The organism is Dietzia sp. JS16-p6b, assembly GCF_003052165.1.
Classification (GTDB): Bacteria; Actinomycetota; Actinomycetes; order Mycobacteriales; family Mycobacteriaceae; genus Dietzia.
The window spans coordinates 369,116-386,950 of record NZ_CP024869.1; the positions used below are offsets into that span (position 1 = coordinate 369,116).

The 17,835-nt window shown below is 71.1% G+C and carries 18 protein-coding genes and 1 tRNA gene; 11 read left to right on the forward strand and 8 right to left on the reverse strand.

The features are described 5' to 3' along the window. Positions 1 to 8 precede the first annotated feature (8 nt). On the forward strand, positions 9 to 1,958 hold the full coding sequence (locus tag CT688_RS01645) for a DUF2339 domain-containing protein (protein ID WP_107755495.1): 1,950 nt from the start codon (positions 9 to 11) through the stop codon (positions 1,956 to 1,958). Here the strand turns inward: CT688_RS01645 and CT688_RS01650 are convergent. Further along, positions 1,913 to 2,449 (reverse strand): hypothetical protein, encoded by a 537-nt coding sequence (locus CT688_RS01650; protein ID WP_107755496.1) that lies wholly within the window; start codon positions 2,447 to 2,449, stop codon positions 1,913 to 1,915. The two genes, CT688_RS01645 and CT688_RS01650, sit on opposite strands and share 46 nt — an antisense overlap. A 101-nt stretch (positions 2,450 to 2,550) precedes the next feature. Between CT688_RS01650 and CT688_RS01655 the strand changes: the two genes are divergently transcribed. Beyond that, positions 2,551 to 4,995: a glycoside hydrolase family 65 protein gene (locus CT688_RS01655; protein WP_231750457.1), complete on the forward strand. Its 2,445-nt coding sequence runs from the start codon at positions 2,551 to 2,553 to the stop codon at positions 4,993 to 4,995. Here CT688_RS01655 and CT688_RS01660 read toward each other — a convergent pair. Both CT688_RS01660 and CT688_RS01665 read right to left on the reverse strand, forming a co-directional pair. Further along, the gene (locus CT688_RS01660) at positions 4,982 to 5,542 is read right to left on the reverse strand and encodes a PGPGW domain-containing protein (RefSeq protein ID WP_107755498.1); all 561 of its coding nucleotides are present in this window, start codon (positions 5,540 to 5,542) and stop codon (positions 4,982 to 4,984) included. The genes CT688_RS01655 and CT688_RS01660 overlap by 14 nt on opposite strands. Before the next feature lie 45 nt (positions 5,543 to 5,587). Continuing rightward, on the reverse strand, positions 5,588 to 6,217 hold the full coding sequence (locus CT688_RS01665; protein WP_107755499.1) for a hypothetical protein: 630 nt from the start codon (positions 6,215 to 6,217) through the stop codon (positions 5,588 to 5,590). A 244-nt stretch (positions 6,218 to 6,461) separates the two neighbouring features. On the opposite strand from CT688_RS01665, the gene CT688_RS01670 reads away from it, so the two are divergent. The 3 genes from CT688_RS01670 (at position 6,462) to CT688_RS01680 (ending at position 10,090) form a co-directional block, all read left to right on the forward strand. Further along, the gene (locus CT688_RS01670; protein WP_107755500.1) at positions 6,462 to 8,009 is read left to right on the forward strand and encodes an alkaline phosphatase PhoX; all 1,548 of its coding nucleotides are present in this window, start codon (positions 6,462 to 6,464) and stop codon (positions 8,007 to 8,009) included. 76 nt (positions 8,010 to 8,085) lie between these two features. Then, positions 8,086 to 9,414, forward strand: coding sequence for a cytochrome P450 (locus tag CT688_RS01675; protein WP_107757934.1), 1,329 nt, complete (start codon positions 8,086 to 8,088; stop codon positions 9,412 to 9,414). Between the two features lie 64 nt (positions 9,415 to 9,478). Next, positions 9,479 to 10,090: a putative glycolipid-binding domain-containing protein gene (locus tag CT688_RS01680; RefSeq protein WP_231750458.1), complete on the forward strand. Its 612-nt coding sequence runs from the start codon at positions 9,479 to 9,481 to the stop codon at positions 10,088 to 10,090. Here CT688_RS01680 and CT688_RS01685 read toward each other — a convergent pair. Beyond that, entirely contained in the window at positions 10,074 to 11,012 is a 939-nt protein-coding gene (locus CT688_RS01685) for a prephenate dehydrogenase (RefSeq protein WP_107755502.1), read from the reverse strand. The genes CT688_RS01680 and CT688_RS01685 overlap by 17 nt on opposite strands. A 45-nt stretch (positions 11,013 to 11,057) precedes the next feature. Between CT688_RS01685 and CT688_RS01690 the strand changes: the two genes are divergently transcribed. The 4 genes from CT688_RS01690 to CT688_RS01705 all read left to right on the forward strand — a co-directional run bounded on the left by CT688_RS01690 (position 11,058) and on the right by CT688_RS01705 (position 12,585). Beyond that, positions 11,058 to 11,582, forward strand: a complete 525-nt coding sequence (locus CT688_RS01690) for a tRNA adenosine deaminase-associated protein (protein WP_194861153.1) — start codon at positions 11,058 to 11,060, stop codon at positions 11,580 to 11,582. 43 nt (positions 11,583 to 11,625) lie between these two features. Further along, the gene (locus CT688_RS01695; RefSeq protein ID WP_107755503.1) at positions 11,626 to 12,096 is read left to right on the forward strand and encodes a nucleoside deaminase; all 471 of its coding nucleotides are present in this window, start codon (positions 11,626 to 11,628) and stop codon (positions 12,094 to 12,096) included. A 101-nt stretch (positions 12,097 to 12,197) separates the two neighbouring features. Continuing rightward, positions 12,198 to 12,404 (forward strand): CsbD family protein, encoded by a 207-nt coding sequence (locus tag CT688_RS01700; RefSeq protein WP_107755504.1) that lies wholly within the window; start codon positions 12,198 to 12,200, stop codon positions 12,402 to 12,404. Between the two features lie 90 nt (positions 12,405 to 12,494). Further along, positions 12,495 to 12,585 (forward strand) — tRNA-Ser (locus CT688_RS01705). 40 nt (positions 12,586 to 12,625) lie between these two features. On the opposite strand, the gene CT688_RS01710 is transcribed toward CT688_RS01705, so the two are convergent. After that, the gene (locus CT688_RS01710) at positions 12,626 to 13,240 is read right to left on the reverse strand and encodes a TetR/AcrR family transcriptional regulator (RefSeq protein ID WP_107755505.1); all 615 of its coding nucleotides are present in this window, start codon (positions 13,238 to 13,240) and stop codon (positions 12,626 to 12,628) included. Positions 13,241 to 13,393: 153 nt separating this feature from the next. Between CT688_RS01710 and tgt the strand changes: the two genes are divergently transcribed. Continuing rightward, entirely contained in the window at positions 13,394 to 14,617 is a 1,224-nt protein-coding gene (gene tgt / locus CT688_RS01715) for a tRNA guanosine(34) transglycosylase Tgt (RefSeq protein WP_107755506.1), read from the forward strand. A 334-nt stretch (positions 14,618 to 14,951) separates the two neighbouring features. Here tgt and CT688_RS01720 read toward each other — a convergent pair whose 3' ends face one another. From CT688_RS01720 to gluQRS, 3 genes are all read right to left on the reverse strand, one after another. Next, positions 14,952 to 15,293, reverse strand: a complete 342-nt coding sequence (locus CT688_RS01720; RefSeq protein WP_231750459.1) for a CHY zinc finger protein — start codon at positions 15,291 to 15,293, stop codon at positions 14,952 to 14,954. Further along, positions 15,290 to 16,048: a queuosine precursor transporter gene (locus CT688_RS01725; protein ID WP_107757936.1), complete on the reverse strand. Its 759-nt coding sequence runs from the start codon at positions 16,046 to 16,048 to the stop codon at positions 15,290 to 15,292. Before CT688_RS01725 ends, CT688_RS01720 begins: the two co-directional genes overlap by 4 nt. Positions 16,049 to 16,342: 294 nt before the next feature. After that, the gene (gluQRS, locus tag CT688_RS01730; protein WP_107755508.1) at positions 16,343 to 17,266 is read right to left on the reverse strand and encodes a tRNA glutamyl-Q(34) synthetase GluQRS; all 924 of its coding nucleotides are present in this window, start codon (positions 17,264 to 17,266) and stop codon (positions 16,343 to 16,345) included. Positions 17,267 to 17,349: 83 nt separating this feature from the next. Here gluQRS and CT688_RS01735 point away from each other — a divergent pair, with 83 nt between their 5' ends. Further along, the gene (locus CT688_RS01735; RefSeq protein WP_107755509.1) at positions 17,350 to 17,703 is read left to right on the forward strand and encodes a 4a-hydroxytetrahydrobiopterin dehydratase; all 354 of its coding nucleotides are present in this window, start codon (positions 17,350 to 17,352) and stop codon (positions 17,701 to 17,703) included. Positions 17,704 to 17,835 lie beyond the last annotated feature (132 nt).

The following is a 17,835-nucleotide window of genomic DNA, read 5'->3' on the forward strand; positions in this document are numbered from 1 at the left end:
ATTCAGGGGTGAACCCGGAACACCCCGACCACCTCCAGCGGACACTCGCCGACCTCGACGCCCGTCTCGGACGCATCACCGCCGAGATGGCGGAGGTCCGGAGCGACCTGGCCGCGCTCGGGCGACAGGCGCAGCAGGCGCCGCCGACAGCGCAGGCACCCCGTACCCAGCCGGGGCCTCCTGCTGGGCCGGTGCCTCCCGCGCACGCGCCCGGCCAGCCCGGCCTCGGGCGGTCTCCGGTGTGGCGTGCGGGCGCCCCGCAGGCCGGCGCACCGGTTCACGGCGGCTACCGCCCCGTCGGCCCTGGCGCCGGTCCCGGACAGCACCCCGGCCCGTACCCCGGACCCGCCCCGGCCGGGCCCGGGTGGACTCAACCCGCCGGCGATCGGAGCCGCCGGATGCCACGGCTCACGGCGGCCACGGTGATCGCCGCGATCGGCGGTCTGGTGATGCTGGCCGGGATCGCGTTCCTCCTGGTGGTCGCGATCCAGGCCGGTCTCTTCCCGCCGATCGCGCGTGTCGTCGCGGCGGCGGTGCTGGCGGTGGTGCTCATCGGGCTCGGGTTGTGGCTGCAGGCCCGGCACGAGGTCACGCCCGAGCGCCCGATCAACCCGGGCGCGTTGGCCCTGGTCGGCACCGGCCTGGCCGCGGCGATGCTCGACGTGATCGCCAGCACCTCGCTCTACCAGTGGATCCCCGTCCCGGCGGCGTACATGTTCGTGGGTGGGTTGGCGCTGGCGGGGATGGCGCTCGCGCAGCGGTGGTCCTCGGCTCTGCTCGCGTGCCTGGTCTCGGCGGGAACGATGCTGCTCTCGCCGTTCATCTCTACCGGCGTGGAGCTGGCGGTGTTCCTCGTGATCCTCGCGATCGCGACCGCGGTGCTCGGCTCGGACCTCGGGATCGCGGTCAGGGTGGTGTGGTCGGTCTTCCCCGCCCCGGTTCTCGTCGGGTACCTCTCGCAGGCGTTCCGTCAGGACAGGGGTTCCCAGATCGCACTCATCGTGGCGGTCCTGGCGTTCGCCGCGGTGGGCGTCGGGATCGCTTGGGTCGACTCCCTGCGTCGCCGCCCGGCTCCGGAGCGGGCGGCCCTCGTCGTCGTCCCCACCGCGGTACCCCTGTACCTCCTGCCCGGACTGTCCCTCCTACGGCCGGGATGGCCGGTCGGGCTGGTCCTGGCCGCCGTTTACCTCACGGTCGCGGTGCTCGCCGGACGACGGACCCAGGAGCCGGGGCCGGTCCTGCTGTCCGCCGTGACGGGTGTCGTGGGCAGTGGTCTGTTGTTCGCCACCTGGGTCGAACTCGGCGGGCGGGAGATGACGAGCCTGGCCCTGACGCTCAGCGCCACCGGGTACCTCGTGGCGGCGGGCCTGTGGCGCCGACGTTGGATGGACTGGGTGGCCGGCGTCGGCGGGTCGATCGCGCTCCTCGTGTACCTGGCGGTCAACCAGCCGTTCCTCGCACTGGACGAGGGGTTGGCGGTCCGCGAGCTGACCTATGGGGACGTGGTGGCGGCGTTCGCGGCCACCACGCTCGCCGTGGCCGCGACGTGGTGGGGCTCCCGGCTGGCCCCGCACCGGTCCGCCAGGGTGGTGATGGCGGGTGCCGTGGCCGCGCTACTGACCTTCTCGGTCATGGTGGTGGCGGCCGGTGTGGTGATCGGCGACCTCGCCGGCGCGGCGCGTGACGGGTTCCTCGGGGCCCACCTGGTGGTCACGGTCCTGTGGATCAGCTGCGCGGCCTGGTTGATCCTCACCCCGAGCCCCCGGCTCTCGGACGCCCGTCGGATGGGATTCGTCCTGGGATCGCTCGCGCTCGCCAAGTTGCTCTTCCTCGATCTGGCCACGCTCCCCGGGCTGTTCCGGGTGCTGTCCTTCATCGCGGTGGGCGCGGTGATGTTGGCCGTGGCCGTCCGCTACCGCAACGACACGGATCCGTCCGGGAGCGGATCCCCCACGTAGATCCGGAAGGCGCGGGGTTCCGCACCGGCCATGAGGACCTCGACCTCGGGGTGGTCGACCTCGTCCGGGTCGTCCGAGGGCAGGCTCCAGACCACGTCGCCGGAGTCGGTGAGCTCCCTCAGGGCGAGGCGCGTCGCCCGCACCCACGTCACGTGCCGGAGTGCCGGTTCGTCGCGGAGATCGTCCTCGGCCATTCCTTCCCTGAGGTCGACCGTGAGGCGCTCCCCGTCGGGGGCCTCGTACGCGGTGCAGACGTGATCCACGAGGACGGACAGTGGCCACGACGGGCCCGAGCCGAGCAGATCGACGATGATCATCCGCGCATCGCCGACCTGGCAGGCCGTCGGTGTGGTGAGGACGTGGAGCCTGTCGGCAACGTCCTCCGAGATCTCGATGAACTGAACGGTCATGGTGAACCCCTGTTCCGGCGAGGCGGTCCACGGCGGGTCTCGCGCCGCGGCGAGGGCCGTCTCGACTGTGACGTAGATCATACAATATGTCGGTGGCCAACAAGTCTCGGCCAGATGACGATCGCGGAAACCGGCAGGCGGCGTCCCGGCGCGACCGCGGGTCGGTGGATAGGGTCACAGGCGTGAGCATCACGTCGACCGGGCCCGCCACCGACACCACCGTGGGGCGGTCCGACCCCTTCACGCTGACCTACACCGGGTTCGATTCCGGCGAGGAGGGACTTCGCGAGACACTCACCTCCACCGGCAACGGCTACCTCTGCACACGCGGCGCCGCCGAATGGGAGGAGGCCGACGGGGTCCACTACCCCGGGACGTACGTGCACGGTCTGTACAACCGCGCGACCACCATGCTCGGCGGGGTCCCGGTGCACAACGAGGACCTGGTCAACCTGCCCAACTGGCTGCCGATGAAGCTCCGGATCGGCGGTGCGGAGGTGCTGCGGCTCGCCGAGGTGGAGATCCTCGACTACGGGCACGAACTCGACCTCCGGTCGGCGACGCTGACCAGGCGCCTCCGGTTCCGGGACAAGGAGGGTCGCGAGACCGAGCTGGTCAGCCGGCGGTTCGTCTCGATGGCCGCGATGCACCACGCCTACATCGAGTGGACGATCACCCCTGTCAACTGGTCGGGGGAGGCGGAGGTGGTCACCGCGATCGACGGCCGGGTCACCAATGCCGGCGTGCCCCGCTACCGCCAGCTCGAGAGCGACCACCTGCGACCGGGGAGCACGCTCTTCCCCGCGCCGGAGGTGATCGCCCTCAAGGCCCACACCCGTCAGTCCGAGGTCGCGGTCAGCCTGGCCGCACGGACCCTCGTCCTCGTGGCCGACGAGCGGGTCGACGTCCCGCGGACGGACTTCCGGACCCCCGACTACATCCAGCAGACGCTGTGCCTGGACCTTGAGCGCGGGGTTCCGGTCACGATCGAGAAGTCTGTCGCACTGTTCACCTCCCGAGACCCGGCCACCGGGAACACCATGACGCGCGCGCACCGATCAGTGAGCCGCGCCCGGCCATTCGACGCGGCCCACGCCCACCACTGTCAGGCATGGGGCCGGCTGTGGCAGGCGTGTGACATGAAGGTGTTCGGCGACGACGAGGCCCAGCATCTGCTCCGGGTCCACATCAGCCATATCCTGCAGACCTGCTCGCACCACACCGCGGACCTCGACGCGGGGGTGCCCGCCCGTGGGATCAACGGGGAGGCCTATCGCGGCCATATCTTCTGGGATGAGTTGTTCGTCTTCCCCTTCCTGACCTTCCGCACCCCGGAGGTCACCCGGGGTCTGCTGATGTACCGCTATCGCCGACTGTCGGAGGCCCGCGCGGCCGCGGAGGCATCCGGGTACGAGGGCTTCATGTTCCCGTGGCAGAGCGGGTCGCTGGGGACCGAGGAGACCCAGGAGGTACACCTCAACCCGCTGTCCGGACGGTGGGACGAGGACCTCTCGCACAACCAGCGACACGTGAGCGCGGCCATCTTCTACAACGTCTGGCAGTACGTCACCCTCACCGAGGACACGATGTTCCTCGAGTTCCGCGGTGCGGAGATGATGCTCGGCATCGCCCGTTTCTGGTCCTCGATAGCCCACTACTCACCAGAGCGGGACCGCTACGAGATCCACGGGGTGATGGGGCCGGACGAGTACCACGAGAAGTACCCCGGGGCGTCGGAGGCGGGTCTGCGCAACAACGCCTACACCAATGTGTTCGTGGCGTGGATCTGCGACGTCGCCGCGAGCCTGCTCGACCTCCTCCCCGAGCCCCGGGCCGAGGAGGTGCGCGCCCGACTCGAACTGCGCGAGGAGGAGGTCACGCGGTGGAAGGACATGAGCCGCAAGATGTTCGTCCCGTTCCACGACGGGGTCATCAGCCAGTTCGAGGGGTACGAGGACCTCGAGGAGTTGGACTGGGACTCCTACCGCGCCCAGTACGGCGACATCCAGCGGCTGGACCGGATCCTCAAGGCCGAGGGGGACACCCCTGACCGGTACAAGCTGGCGAAGCAGGCCGACGCCGTGATGCTGTTCTTCCTCTTCAGCGACTCCGAACTCAGGCGCGTCGTCCGGCGGCTCGGATACGACTTCCCGGACGATGCCGCCCAGCGCACCATCGAGTACTACGACCGACGGACCTCCCACGGATCGACGCTGTCCTACATCACGCATGCGGGGGTGCTCGCCCGCTTCGACCCGGACGCCTCCTGGGAGAGGTTCAAGGTGGCCCTGGGTAGCGACGTCAACGACATCCAGGGCGGAACCACGCGTGAGGGGATCCACATGGGGGTCATGTCCGGGACCGTCGATCTGGTCCAACGGTTCTACGCGGGTATGCGGGTCAGCGGCGGGATGTTGCGACTCGACCCCAACCTGCCCAGCGGCATAGACGGGGTGTCCTTCAACATGACCTACCTGCGGTCACCGCTGACGGTGACGGTGATGAGGGATCGCGTCACCGTCCACCACCGCGACGGGGTGATCGACGCGACCCCCGTGCGGGTTCGGGTCGGCCGGCAGGAACGGATGGTCGCGGTGGGCGGCGAGGAGACGTTCACTCTGACGTGAGGTCCGACAGATCCGATGTGACGCCCTGCCGGGACCGTCGACGCTCCTCCCTCTCCCGGTGGCGTGCGGCGTGGCGTTCCCTCTCACGCTCCGTCTCGACCGCGTGATCGTAGGGGTTGCCACGGAAGCGATGGACCGAGTAGGCGATCAGTACCAGGCCGATGAGTCCGGAGGCGATCAGGCTCCCGCCGGTACCCCAACCGCCGATGAACCACCAGGCCGGGTCGAACGGCCACCACCGGGGCGCCGGGGGATGCTGTCCCCAGTAGATCCCCAGCCCGACCAGCCACGTCACGCCGAGCACCGACGCCGCGATCCTCGGCCAGGTCTGCACCCCGCGGGACGCACCCTCGAGCGCGACGCGCTTGACGGGGTCGACCCGCTTCTCGATCCACTCGTACTGCTGGGAGAGCACCACCATTCCCGCGAAGAGCGTGAGCAGCCCGGGGCCGGGCAGGAACAGGGCCGCGATTCCCAGCACGACGAGGGTCCACCCGAGTGTCTCGAGGGCGAGGCGCTTGGCCGCGACGTAACCGAGTCTTCTCACCCGACCATGGTGGCAGAGATGCGCGGCGTGGGTACGGCTGCGCGCTCAGGCCGGAACGGGTGAACCGAACGCGCGTGCAGCACGCACGCCTGCCTCGAGGTCGACCTCCGGCCACCCGTCGGGGGAGTGCAGGACGGCCGCCAGTTCGGGCGAGTCCAGCCGCGCACCGGCCGCCAGGAGCGCGTCGACCGCTCCGGTTCCCGGGGCGTCGAGCAGGGTGTCGTCGGCGAGGTCGTCGATGATGTCCCGCACGGCCGCCGCGGTCACCGGAAAGATCTCCGGGTCGAACCCGTCGTCGGTCGGCTGGTCCAGCCGCCACCACGTCGCCCCGTCCCAGCCGTACAGGAAGCCCAGGTAGAGGCCGGCGGACCGGGCGTGCTCGACTCCGCGACGCCACCACCCCGGGGCGTCGCCGACGAGGTCCGTCCCCGTCTCGCCGGTGCGTCCGCTGCCCTCGGTGAGGGAGAACTCGTGGTGCCAGCCGACGAGGAGCGCACGCCCCTCGCCGGGCCGGACGAGCGCCATCCACATCCCCTCGGCGCCGGCCCAGTGCAGCGCCGCCGGCGTGGGCGCGAAGTGCTCCAGTCCCACCGCGGCGCGGACGGCGGAGTCCACGGCGAGGAGGGAGGCGATGTCGTCAGGCGTCGAGTCCAGGTCCACCGGCAGCAGTGCCATGCCGGTCACATTAGGCCACCCCGGGGGCCCGGTCGATTGCCCGTCGGTGAACACTCGGCGACCACGGGGGTCCGGTGGGCCCCGTCGAGCCGATCCGTGCAGCCGGCGGGCGGACGCCCGCACCGCGTCTCCGCCGCGCGTTCACGCCCGCGACATCTCAACGGCGCGTTCCCGTTTCCATCGGCCCCTAGCGTCTGAACCCGCGCGCCGGACGGGCCGGCCGCGGGGAGAGGACACCGGAACAATGGCAACCACCAGCATCGATCGTCGTCGATTCCTCGCCGGCGCGGCAGCTCTCGGCGCGGGGGTGTACGTCGCGGGTAACCTCACCGGGACCTTCACCGGCTCCGGCGCGATCGCCGGCGCCACGGGCGTCGGGACCGAGGGGTACGGGGACCTGGTGCCGGACCCGAACGGACTGCTCGATCTGCCGGAGGGCTTCACGTACACCGTGGTCTCGCACGCGGGCGAGACCACCATGGAGGGTGGCGCCGCGTCCCCGTCCGATCCCGACGGCGCCGGGTACTTCCCGGCCTCCGGCCCCCTCGGTTCTCTATCAGGAGCACTGGGCTCGGTCGGTGACCTCGTGGGCGCAGGTGGCGGCTTCCTCGTCCTCAACCACGAGATCGGCGGCAGCGAACCGCATATCGTTCCGGTGACCGACGGGCTCACGTTCGACGACCAGGCGGGTGGGGGATGCACGGTGATCGCCGTCGACTCCCGGGGCGAACGCAGGTCGCAGTACGTCGGCGTGGCCGGCACGGTGAACAACTGCGCGGGCGGCGTCACCCCGTGGGGCACGTGGCTCACCTGCGAGGAGACCGAACTCCGGGCCGGTGGACGCTCGCTCCAGGGCAGAACCGCCTCACTGGACCACGGCTGGGTCTTCGAGGTCTCGCCGGACACCGCGCTCAACCGGGCCCAGGCCACGGTGCCTCTGAAGTTCCTCGGGCGGTTCGCCCACGAGGCCGTCGCGGTGCACCCCACGAGCGGCGTCATCTACCTCACCGAGGACGCGGGCACTCCCAACGGCCACGTGTACCGCTGGACCCCTCCGCCGGGGTTCCAGCCGGGTACGGGCTCGCTCGCGGAGCTCGCCCGCTCCGAGGGTGGCGACACGGCCGGCACCTTCGAGATGATGCGATGCGTCTCCGGCGGCGCTCACGTACCGGACCTGTCGGTGGCCACCACGGTCGGCACGACCTACCAGGTCGAGTGGGTGGACGTTCCGGGTCGCGACCGACTCGCGGAGACCACCTCGATCCGCAAGCAGTCCTACGCCGACCGCGGCACCCGCTCGCGCAAACTCGAGGGCGCGTGGTGGAAGGAGGGCGCGTACGTCGTGGCCTCCTTCGCCCGGATGGGCGACGGTTCGGCGGCCGAGCACGACGGGCAGGTCTGGCGCATCGCGCCGGACGGTGCGTCCATCACCCTGTACTCCGTCTTCGGCAGGAACCCGGACCCGTCCGTCGACCTCGCGGACGGCGGGGGCTTCGACGGCCCGGACAACATCACGGTCTCCCCCCACGGCGGCGTCGTGGTGTCCGAGGACGGTTCCGGGATCCAGCACGTCGTCGGCGTCGACGACCGAGGCCGGGCGTACCCCATCGCCCGCAACCGCGTGAGCGACTCGGAGTTCGCCGGCCCGGTGTTCAACGAGGACGGCTCGGTGATGTTCGTGTCGATCCAGGGCGACGGCTACACGTTCGCGGTGACAGGTCCCTGGGAGCGTCTCGTCGGCGCCGCCGGGGCCGGCACCGGTTCGCTCGGCAGCGCGGGGCTGGGAGCCTGACACCCCTCGCCCGGCGCGAGCCGGCGTGTTCGGCGGTCCGGCTGCGGCGCCCCCTGTCGACTCCTACGGTGTCACCATGGACAGTGTGACCACAGACGACCTGACCACAGGCGACGGAGTTCCGCCCGGCCCGCGGCTGCCCGGCCTGGTGCAGGCGCTGCTCACGCTCTCGGCCCCCGCCGCCGTCTTCCCGGCGGCCGCCAGACGGTACGGCGTGCCGTTCAGGCTCGACCTGCTGCCCAGGGGGCGGACGGTGGTCGCCGTCGCCGATCCGGCCCAGGTCAAGGACGTCTTCGCCGGCTCGCCCTCGGTGTTCCACGCGGGCAAGGGCAACGAACTCCTGCGGCCACTGCTCGGGGACCACTCACTGCTCCTGCAGGACGGTGACGAGCACGCGCGCGCCCGACGGCTCCTCGCTCCCGCGTTCGGACGTCGCGAGATCGAGGGGTACCGCTCGCTCGTCGAGGAGGTCACGACCGAGCAGTTGGACCGCTGGCCGCGGTCGGGTCGGGTCCGTGCGCACATCCTGTTCAACCAGCTCACCCTCGAGGTGATCCTGCGAGTGGTGTTCGGGGTCACGGACTCGGCCCGCCTCGACCGGATCCGGCCGATCGTCGCGCGGGCGGTGGACGCCGGGCCGGTGGTGATGATCGGCATGGGCATCCAGCCGCTGCGCCGGTTCCGACCGTGGAGTCGGCAGGTCCGGGATCTCGCGACCATCCACGCCTTCCTGGGTGAGGAGATCGAGGCGACCCGCCGGGATCCGGCACTGGGAGGGCGACGGGACCTGCTGGCACTGTTGGTGCGGGCGTCCGCCCAGGACGCGCAGGGGCTGTCCGATCAGGAACTGCGGGACCAGCTGATGACCCTGGTCGCCGCCGGCCACGAGACCACGGCCACCGCCATGGCGTGGTCGGTGCTCGAACTGGCCCGGCACCCCGGGATCCAGGACCGCTGTGTGTCCGAGATCGCCGCCGGTGGAACGGAGTACCTCGACGCCGTGCTCAAGGAGACGCTGAGGCTGCACCCGGTGGTCCCGATGGTGATGCGGGAGTTGCAGGAGCCCGCCACCGTCGGTGGTCGCACCTATCCGCGGGGGATGACCATCTCGCCGTCGATCATCCTGGCCCACCGTGCGCCGGCCGCCTATCCCGCTCCGAAGGTCTTCGACCCCGGTCGTTTCCTCGGCGACGTCCCGACCCCCACCACGTGGCTGCCCTTCGGCGGCGGGGCCCGGCGCTGCATCGGTGCGTCCTTCGCGATGATGGAGGGCGAGGTGATCCTGCGGCAGGTGTTGACGCGGTTCCGCCTCGAGCCCGTGGGCAGCGGCCGCGAATGGCCCAGGGCGCGGAACGTGACCCTGTATCCGTGGCGACGCGCACGCGTGGAGCTGCTCCCGAGGTGACGCCGGTCCGCGACGACGGGAGGGTGATGTGCTTTTCGGTGCGGAGTTTCCTACCGTAGGAGAGGTGAACGCTTCCCAGTCGCCCTCGTCGCAGGTCGAAGCGCCGCGCGCCTCGGCCCCCCGCATGTACACGTGGATCTCCGAGACCGGCAGGGTGATCGAGCAGGTGAGAATCGTCCCGAAGGGCGACTTCTCCCGCGCCCACGGCCGGATCGTCTCCGCGGCGCATCCAGAACACCAGGCGTTCACCCTCGAGTACCAGGTGGAGCTCGGATCGGACCTGGCCCCGTGCCGGGTGCAGCTGACCGTCTCCACGGAGGAGTACGAGCGCACCATCGACCTGGTCCGTGACGACGAGGGTTCCTGGCTCCTGGACGACCCCTCCGACACCCGCTCCCGCGTCGGTGGCGCCGGTGTCGTCGACGTGGACGTGACCTACAGCGTGTTCTTCGCAAGTGTCATCAGCCGGCGGCTCGGGCTGCACTCGCAGCCGGGGTCGGTGGAGGAGCGGGTTCTCCGGGTGGACTCCCTCACCCTCGACGTCAGCGAGGACACGGTCACGTTCTCCAGCGACGACGAGAAGGTCCACGGGATCACGTCCACCGCCGCCACGAGCGCGACCGTCGACTCCGACGGGTTCATCATCGACGTGACCGGTCTCAGTCGGAGGGTCTGACCTCCAGTCCGGCGGCCCCGGCGGCGCGGAGTTCCGCGATCCAGCCCGGTGCCCCGGGCGTCACCGACACCGCCGAGTCCGGCCGAACCTCCTGCGCCGTCTCGTAGGCCCGCCGCGCCCGGTGCCCCTCGTCGACCAGCGCCCCGAGCGTCCCCTCCCCGGCCAGGGCGTCGCGGGCGGTCGTGAGGTCGGCCAGGTACTCGTCGAGGACGGTCAGGAGTGCGTGCCGGTTGGGTTCGCAGATCGCCCGCACGAGGTCGGGAGCGGTGCCCGCCACCCGGGTGCCGTCGCGGAACGACCCCGCGGCCAGGGTCAGGGCGAGGTCGCCGCCCCGGCCGCCCGCCGCGGCCAGCGCCTCGGCGACCACGTGTCCCAGATGGGAGACCCTCGCCACGGCCGCGTCGTGGTCGGACGAGGTGGACGAGACGACCCGGGAGCCGCAGTCCGAGGCCATCCGGGCGACGCGGGACCACGTGTGGGGGTCGGCGTCGTCGTCCGCGGCCACGAGCCAGGTCGCACCACGGAACAGATCCGGGTCGGTGGCCTCCCAGCCGGAGTGCGCGGTGCCGGCCATGGGGTGCCCACCCACGAATCGCGCGCCCAACCCTCGCTCGCGCACCGCGTCCAGAACCGGTCGTTTGACGCTGATCACGTCGGTCAGAGCGATCCCGGGGGCGTGCTCTGCCACCGCGTCGAGAACCGCGCCGAGGGCGGGGAGGGGGACCGCGACGACGACGAGGGCGTCCGCCCGCGTGGCCCGGCGGAGTGTGTCGGCGAGGTCCGTGGAGACGTCGAAGCCGGCTGTCGTCGCCCCCCGCGCGCCGGGGGCCGAACGGTTCCAGCCGAACGCACGTTCCGGCCCCAGGGTCCGCAGTAGTGAACCGCCGATGAGGCCCGTCCCGAGCACGCACACGTCCGTCACCGCCGTCACCTGACAAGGTTCTCACAGGCGACTACGGTTGGGCCCATGGCCAGCACCTCCGATCGAACCAACCGCGACGGTGAGAGCGACGACGACGCCGTCACAGGGTCCGCCTTCGGGGTGTTGCAGGCGGGCGGGTCATGGGAGATCACCCGGCTCGACGATTCCGCACTGACCAGTCTCGACGACGCCGCGCGCCAGGTCCGCTCGCTGCGCACCGAGGGCGCCTCGTTCGGCCTGGTGGACGTCGATCACGAGTTCTTCGTGATCCTGCGCCCCGGCCCGTCCGGGATGCGTCTCATGCTCTCGGATGCGACCGCCTCCCTGGACTATGACCTCGCGGCCGACGTGCTCGACGAGCTCAACGTGGACCTGCCGGACGAGGACCTCGAGGACGCCGACCCCTGGGGGGAGGGGGACATGGCGATCCTCGAGGACGTCGGGTTGCCGCCCGGGGTGTTGGAGATCATCGTCTCCGAGACCGACCTCTACGCCGATGAGCAGCTGCAGTCGCTGGCGGAGCGGATGGGCTTCGGCGAGGAGCTCGAGCGGCACCAACCCGACTCGTGAGGCGCGTACCTCCCGCGTCCCGCGCACTCCTCCGGCGGCGCCCATGTCTCTGACCTCGCCCCGGTCCGCGGACGAGGAGCTGATTCGACGGGCCCTGGCGGTCGCGGGTCGGACCCCGGACGGAGATGTGCCGGTCGGGGCGGTCATCGTGGGCCCGGACGGCCGGGAACTGGCGGCGGCCGCCAACCGGCGCGAGGCCGACGGCGATCCCCTCGCCCATGCCGAGGTGCTGGCTCTGCGTGCTGCGGCCCGGGAGCTCGGTGACGGGTGGCGGCTGGAGGACTGCACCCTCGTCGTGACGCTGGAACCGTGCACGATGTGCGCCGGCGCCGCGGTCGCGGCCCGAGTGGGTCGCATAGTCTTCGGCGCCTGGGAGCCCCGCACCGGGGCCTGTGGATCGCTCTGGGACGTGGTCCGTGACCGCCGGCTCGTCCACCGCCCCGAGGTCCGGGGCGGGGTGCTCGAGACCGAGTGCGCCGCGCTGCTGGAGGACTTCTTCCGCGCTCGGCGGTGATGGGATCGTGACCGTCGTGCGGTGGATGCCCATCGCGCATCTCCGTACGGTGGGTGAGGAGAGGCGCCGGGCACCGGCGCCGCGATCGAGAGGAGCACCACATGGGTGTGGGAGACAAGTTCTCGAACAAGGCCGAGGAGCTCGGCGGCCGCGCCAAGGAGTCGGCCGGCGCCGCGACCGGCGACCGCGACCTCCAGGCCGAGGGCCAGGCGGACCAGGGCAAGGCCGGCATCAAGCAGGGTGCCGAGAAGCTCAAGGACAAGGCCAACGAGGCAGCGGGCAAGCTCACCGGCAACGACAAGGCCTGAGACCGGCACGGCCTTACATCGGCACGGCCTGATCCGCCCGTCGAGCAGGCGATTTCCGCCTGCGGCCACTCGTGAAGTAGCCTGATCGGCGGTGGCGTGTCCGAGCGGCCGAAGGTGCAGCACTCGAAATGCTGTGTTGGGTAACCCCCAACCGTGGGTTCAAATCCCACCGCCACCGCCACGGGAGAGTCCCGGAACTCACTGGAGTTCCGGGACTCCTCTCATTCCCCGTCGTCGGCCGGGGCGACGTCGGCGACGAAATCCGGCAGGGTGGCCACCGCCCGGAGGGTGGTCAGCGCCGAGTCGATGACGGTGGCCTGGGGTAGCCCGGACTCCTCGCCCAGCAGCGCCAGCTCCTCGACTCCGGCCAACCAGGCGCGGGTGAGCACCAGAGACATGGGACCGGGCCGGTCCACCCCGATGCTGCGGAGGATGCGCAGGCTGACGGTGCGGTGCATGCCGTCGACGACCTGCTCGAGGACCGGGTCGACGGACCGGCCCGACCGCAGGACGGCCACGTAGTTGTCGCGGCGCCGCTGGATGTAGCGCACCAGTGCGGTGATGATCGCCCGGGTCCGGTCCTCCGCGCTGGTGCCCTCCGGGACCTCGGTCAGGGACAGGACGTGATCGGCCGCCGCGTTGACCACCGCCGTGAGGTAGTCGAGCTTGGTCGGGAAGTAGTGGAACAGCAGACTGCGCGAAACACCGGCCCGCTCGGCGACATCGTCCATCGAGAGCGAGTGGAACGGGACCGTCTCCAGAAGCCGCACCCCCAGGACCACCAGTTGATCGTGGCGCTCGCGCCGGGAGAGCCGTCGGCCGCTCGTGCCGGGCATCGCTCACCTCGTCGTCGTCGTCGATAGCTGCGGTCGTCGATCCCTCCATCGTAGGGCCACGGACGGCCCCCCGGACCGTCGTGCCACGATGGGACCCATGTCGGTTCACACGCCCCCACCCCGCGCGCGACCACCTTCGACGTGGGTTCGCGGATGGCCCTCGACGGCACCGCGGGGGGCCGCACCGGCGTCATCCGCACCCCGCACGGCGACATCGCCACCCCGGCGTTCATCCCCGTCGGCACCAAGGCGACTGTCAAGACCCTGACCCCTGAGCAGGTCCGCTCGACCGGCGCGCAGGCCGTCCTGGCCAACGCCTATCACCTGTACCTGCAGCCCGGCCACGACGTGGTGGACGCGGCCGGCGGGCTGGGGGAGTTCATGCGCTGGCCCGGGCCGACCTACACCGACTCCGGGGGGTTCCAGGTGATGAGCCTGGGTGTGGGGTTCAAGAAGGTGATCGAGATGTCGGCCGGCGCGGCGAAGGCCCCGGACGACTCCGCCACCAACAAGGGTCAGGGAAGGCTCGCGAAGGTCGACGAGGACGGCGTCACCTTCACCTCGCACCTCGACGGCTCCGCGCACCGCTTCTCCCCGGAGGTCTCGATGCGGATCCAGCACGGTCTGGGGGCCGACATCCTGTTCGCCTTCGACGAGCTCACCACGCTCATGAACACCCGCGAGTACCAGGAGAGGTCGGTCGAGCGCACGCGGCGCTGGGCGCAGCGGTGTCTCGACGAACACGAGCGCCTGTCGGTGGAGCGGACCCACCGGCCCGGCCAGTCGCTGTGGGGCGTGGTCCAGGGCGCGCAGTTCGAGGACCTGCGGCGACAGGCCGTGCGCGGGCTCGTGGAGATGAGCGACCGCGCCGAGGACCGGGGACGGCGCGGGTTCGGAGGCTACGGGATCGGTGGCGCGCTGGAGAAGGAGAACCTCGGCACCATCGTGGGCTGGTGCACCGAGGAGCTGCCCGAGGACCGGCCGCGCCACCTGCTGGGGATCAGCGAGCCCGACGACATCTTCACGGCCGTGGAGAACGGGGCCGACACCTTCGACTGCGTCGCGCCCACCCGGCTCGCCCGTCACGGCGGGATCTACACGCTGAACGGCCGGGTCAACATCACCCGTGCCCAGTTCCGGCACGACCACACCCCGCTCGACCCCGAGGGGCCGTCCGAGGTCTCGCGCGACTACAGCCGCGCGTACCTGCATCACCTGTTCAAGGCCAAGGAGTTCCTCGGGTCGACCCTGCTCACCCTGCACAACCTGGCGTTCGTGGTGCGGCTGGTCGACGAGGTGCGCGCCGCGATGGACGCCGGGCCCGACGAGTACCTGGCGTACAAGTCCGAGTTCCTGGGCCGGTACTACTCGGCGTAGCACCGCCCGCAGGCACCGCCCGCCGGCACCGCCCGCTGTCGCGCCGACTTGCGCGCCCTCTTCGGCTTGCGCGGCCCCAGAGACGCTGGCTTGCGCGCCCAGTTCGGCTTGCGCGGCCTCAGAGACGCTGGCTTGCGCGCCCTGTTCGGCTTGCGCGGCCTCTTCGTCAGGTCTCGGTGGACTTGCGCTGCGTCTCTGCACCATTCAGGACGCATACCTCGGGGGAGGACGCACACCTCGGGCGAGGACGCACACCTCGGGCGAGGACGCATACCTCGGGGGAGGACGCACACCTCGGGCGAGGCCGTGGGCCGGTTAGCCACGGGGCAGCGGGTCAGCCGTCGAAGTAGATCGAGTGGTGGAGCGAACAGCCCGGGTTGAACGCCGCCCCGCAGGTCGGGCACCCGTCGGCCTCGAGGTATCGGCTGATCGACAGTGTGCTCCGGCAGACACCGCACAGGATCGCCCGGGCGTCGAACTCGGCCCTCGGCCACGCCGAGACCGCGTGATCGGCGACCTCGGCGTGGCAGCGGAAGCACGGGTAGAAGTCCCCGCAGCAGTGGAAGCGGATCGCCACCACGTCCAGGGGACCGCGGTAGTGGACGCAGCGGGTCTGATCGTCGACGGTGGCGCCGAGGACCGGTATCGATCCACCGTGCCCGCCGTGAGAGGTCAAGTCCTCGAGTCTGCCGGGTCGGATCCCACCGGCGACGATCCCACCGGCGACGATCCCGCCGCAGAGGAGTCGGCCAGCGCGGTCTGGTAGGTGGGCTCACGCTTCTTGATCCACGCGATCACCACGTACGTCACCGGCAGCAGGACCGCCTCGACGAGCGTCTTCCAGACGAATCCGATCACGACGTAGTTCCAGTAGTCGCCCGACCCGAGCACCATGCCCAGGGCGGGGGCGGCGATCGTGCAGAAGACGAGGGTATCCGCGAGTTGGCCCACCACGGTTGAGCCGAGCAGCCTGGCCCAGAGGGTCCTCTCACCGGTGCGGCGCTTCATCCACACCAGCACGTAGGAGTTGAGCAACTCGCCCACCACGTATCCGGCGAGGCCTGCGAGGAAGAACTGCGGGATCACTCCGGCAACGGCCTCGAACGCCTCCTGGTTCTCGTAGAACGGGGCCGGCGGGAGGTGGACGGTGAACGTGAAACTCAGCGCGGCCAGCGCCAGTACGGCGAAGCCGGAGAGGACGACGCGGCGCATCGCCCTGAAGCCGTACACCTCGCTGATCACGTCGCCGAGCACGTATGCCAGCGGGAAGAGCAGGAAGGCGCCGTCGGTGACGAGCCCGTCGAGGCTGAGGAAGCCGAGCTCGAAGCTCAGGCCGGGAAAGAGCAGGACGCCCTTCGTGCCGGTGACGTTGCTGATGAGCATGACGCCGACGAACAGGGCGATCAGATAGCCGTAGTACGGGCTGGCGATGGTGGCGAAGACCGCGCGGTCCGTCCCGGTGCTGTCGTCCCGGGCGGCGGGCGCGGCCCGGGTGGGGGATGGGTCGGAGGAGGTCTGAGCAGTGGAGCCCGGTGTGCTGCGCGCCGGCTCGGGACTGGTCCCGTCCGGCCGCCCAGGCCCGTGGAGGTCAGGATTCTGTTGCGATGGAGTGGTCACGGGCGTCGATTATTCGCCCTGACGAGCCCGTCCCGCGAATTCATCGTCCGCCCCACGCCGGAGAGGAGCGGGATCCGGGGTCCGTGCGCGAGGGGTGGGAGGCGAGGGTCAGGTGACGACCCAGGGGCCGGTCCGCAGCGACTCCGGGGTGACCACCCCGCGTAGGGCGTCGATCGAGTCCGCACCGGGTGGCCCACCGAGCGAGGCCACGATCCGGGCGACGGCCGTCCTCGTCGTCGTCCCCTCCTTTGCCAGGTCGGCCAGGGTCACCGCACCGTCCCGCTTGGCCAGACGCTCGCCGGCTGCGTTGACCGCGAGCGGCACGTGGACGTACTCCGGCCGGGGCAGGCCGAGGAGCTCGGCCAGATGGGCCTGGCGCGGGGTGGAGGGCAGGAGGTCCTCACCGCGCACGACCTGGTCCACGCCCTGGTCGGAGTCGTCGACGACGACGGCGAGGTTGTACGCCCACACCCCGTCCCCGCGGCGGAGCACCACGTCGTCCACAACGCCTGTATAGGGCCCGTGGATCAGGTCGTCGATGGTGAGTTCGGTGATGCCGGCGCGCAGCCTCAGGGCCGGCACCCGACCCGGACCGAGTGCCTCGCGGCGGGTCGCTCGCTCGGCGTCGGTGAGATCGCGACAGGTTCCGGGGTAGGCGCCGGGTGGGGAGTGCGGGGCGCGCGGCGCCTCGGCGATCTCGCGGCGTGAGCAGTAGCACTCGTAGACCAGGTCGCGGTCGGTGAGGCGGCGGGTGGCGGCGGCGTAGGCGTCCGAGCGAGCGGATTCCCACATGACCTCGCCGTCCCAGTCGATCCCGATCGCCGCGAGGTCCTCCAGTTGGCGCTCGGCCACGCCGGGTCGCGCGCGGGCGGTGTCGAGGTCGTCGACGCGCATCCGGAAGCCGCGGCCCGACCCGCGGGCAAGCACCCACGCCACCACGGCGGTGCGCAGGTTGCCCAGGTGCAGGTCGCCCGACGGGCTGGGGGCGTACCGGCCGGCGCCGCGCGGGGGGATGCTGGCGGGGGTGTCCACGTCTTCAGGGTAGGCCGGGTGCGCGGCGGGGTCGGATCCGGCGGGAGGTGCCGGGCGCGCCGGGAGGTGCCAGACTGGAGGGCATGAGCGCCGACGCCGACAACGCACGCCCCGATGCCGATGACCGGGCCCGTCTGACCGAGGAGCAGATCGCCGAGGGGCTCGCCGACCTGCCCGGTTGGGCCTTCTCCGAGGGGTCGCTGACCTACACCGCGGTGTGTGAGACCCCGCAGGCCGCGATCAACCTGGTCGCCGCGATCGGGCAGGCCGCCAACTCCCAGGACCACCACCCGGACCTGCTGTGGAGCTACGACGAGGTGACCCTGGACCTGCGCAGTCACGACGTCGACGGGGTGACCCGGCGGGACCTGAAGCTGGCCCGGTCCGTTTCGGCGCTGTCCGGGGAGTTCGACGCCACCCCGCTGGGCATGGACTGACGCGCTGGCTGGACATGGACTGACGAGCACGCGCGGGCATTGCCTGGACCGCCGGCTTTGAGTCACTGCGTCAGGCGTGTGCCGCAGTTCTCCTGGGACAACGCTGCACGCGGTGACCTCACGTGGAAGGAG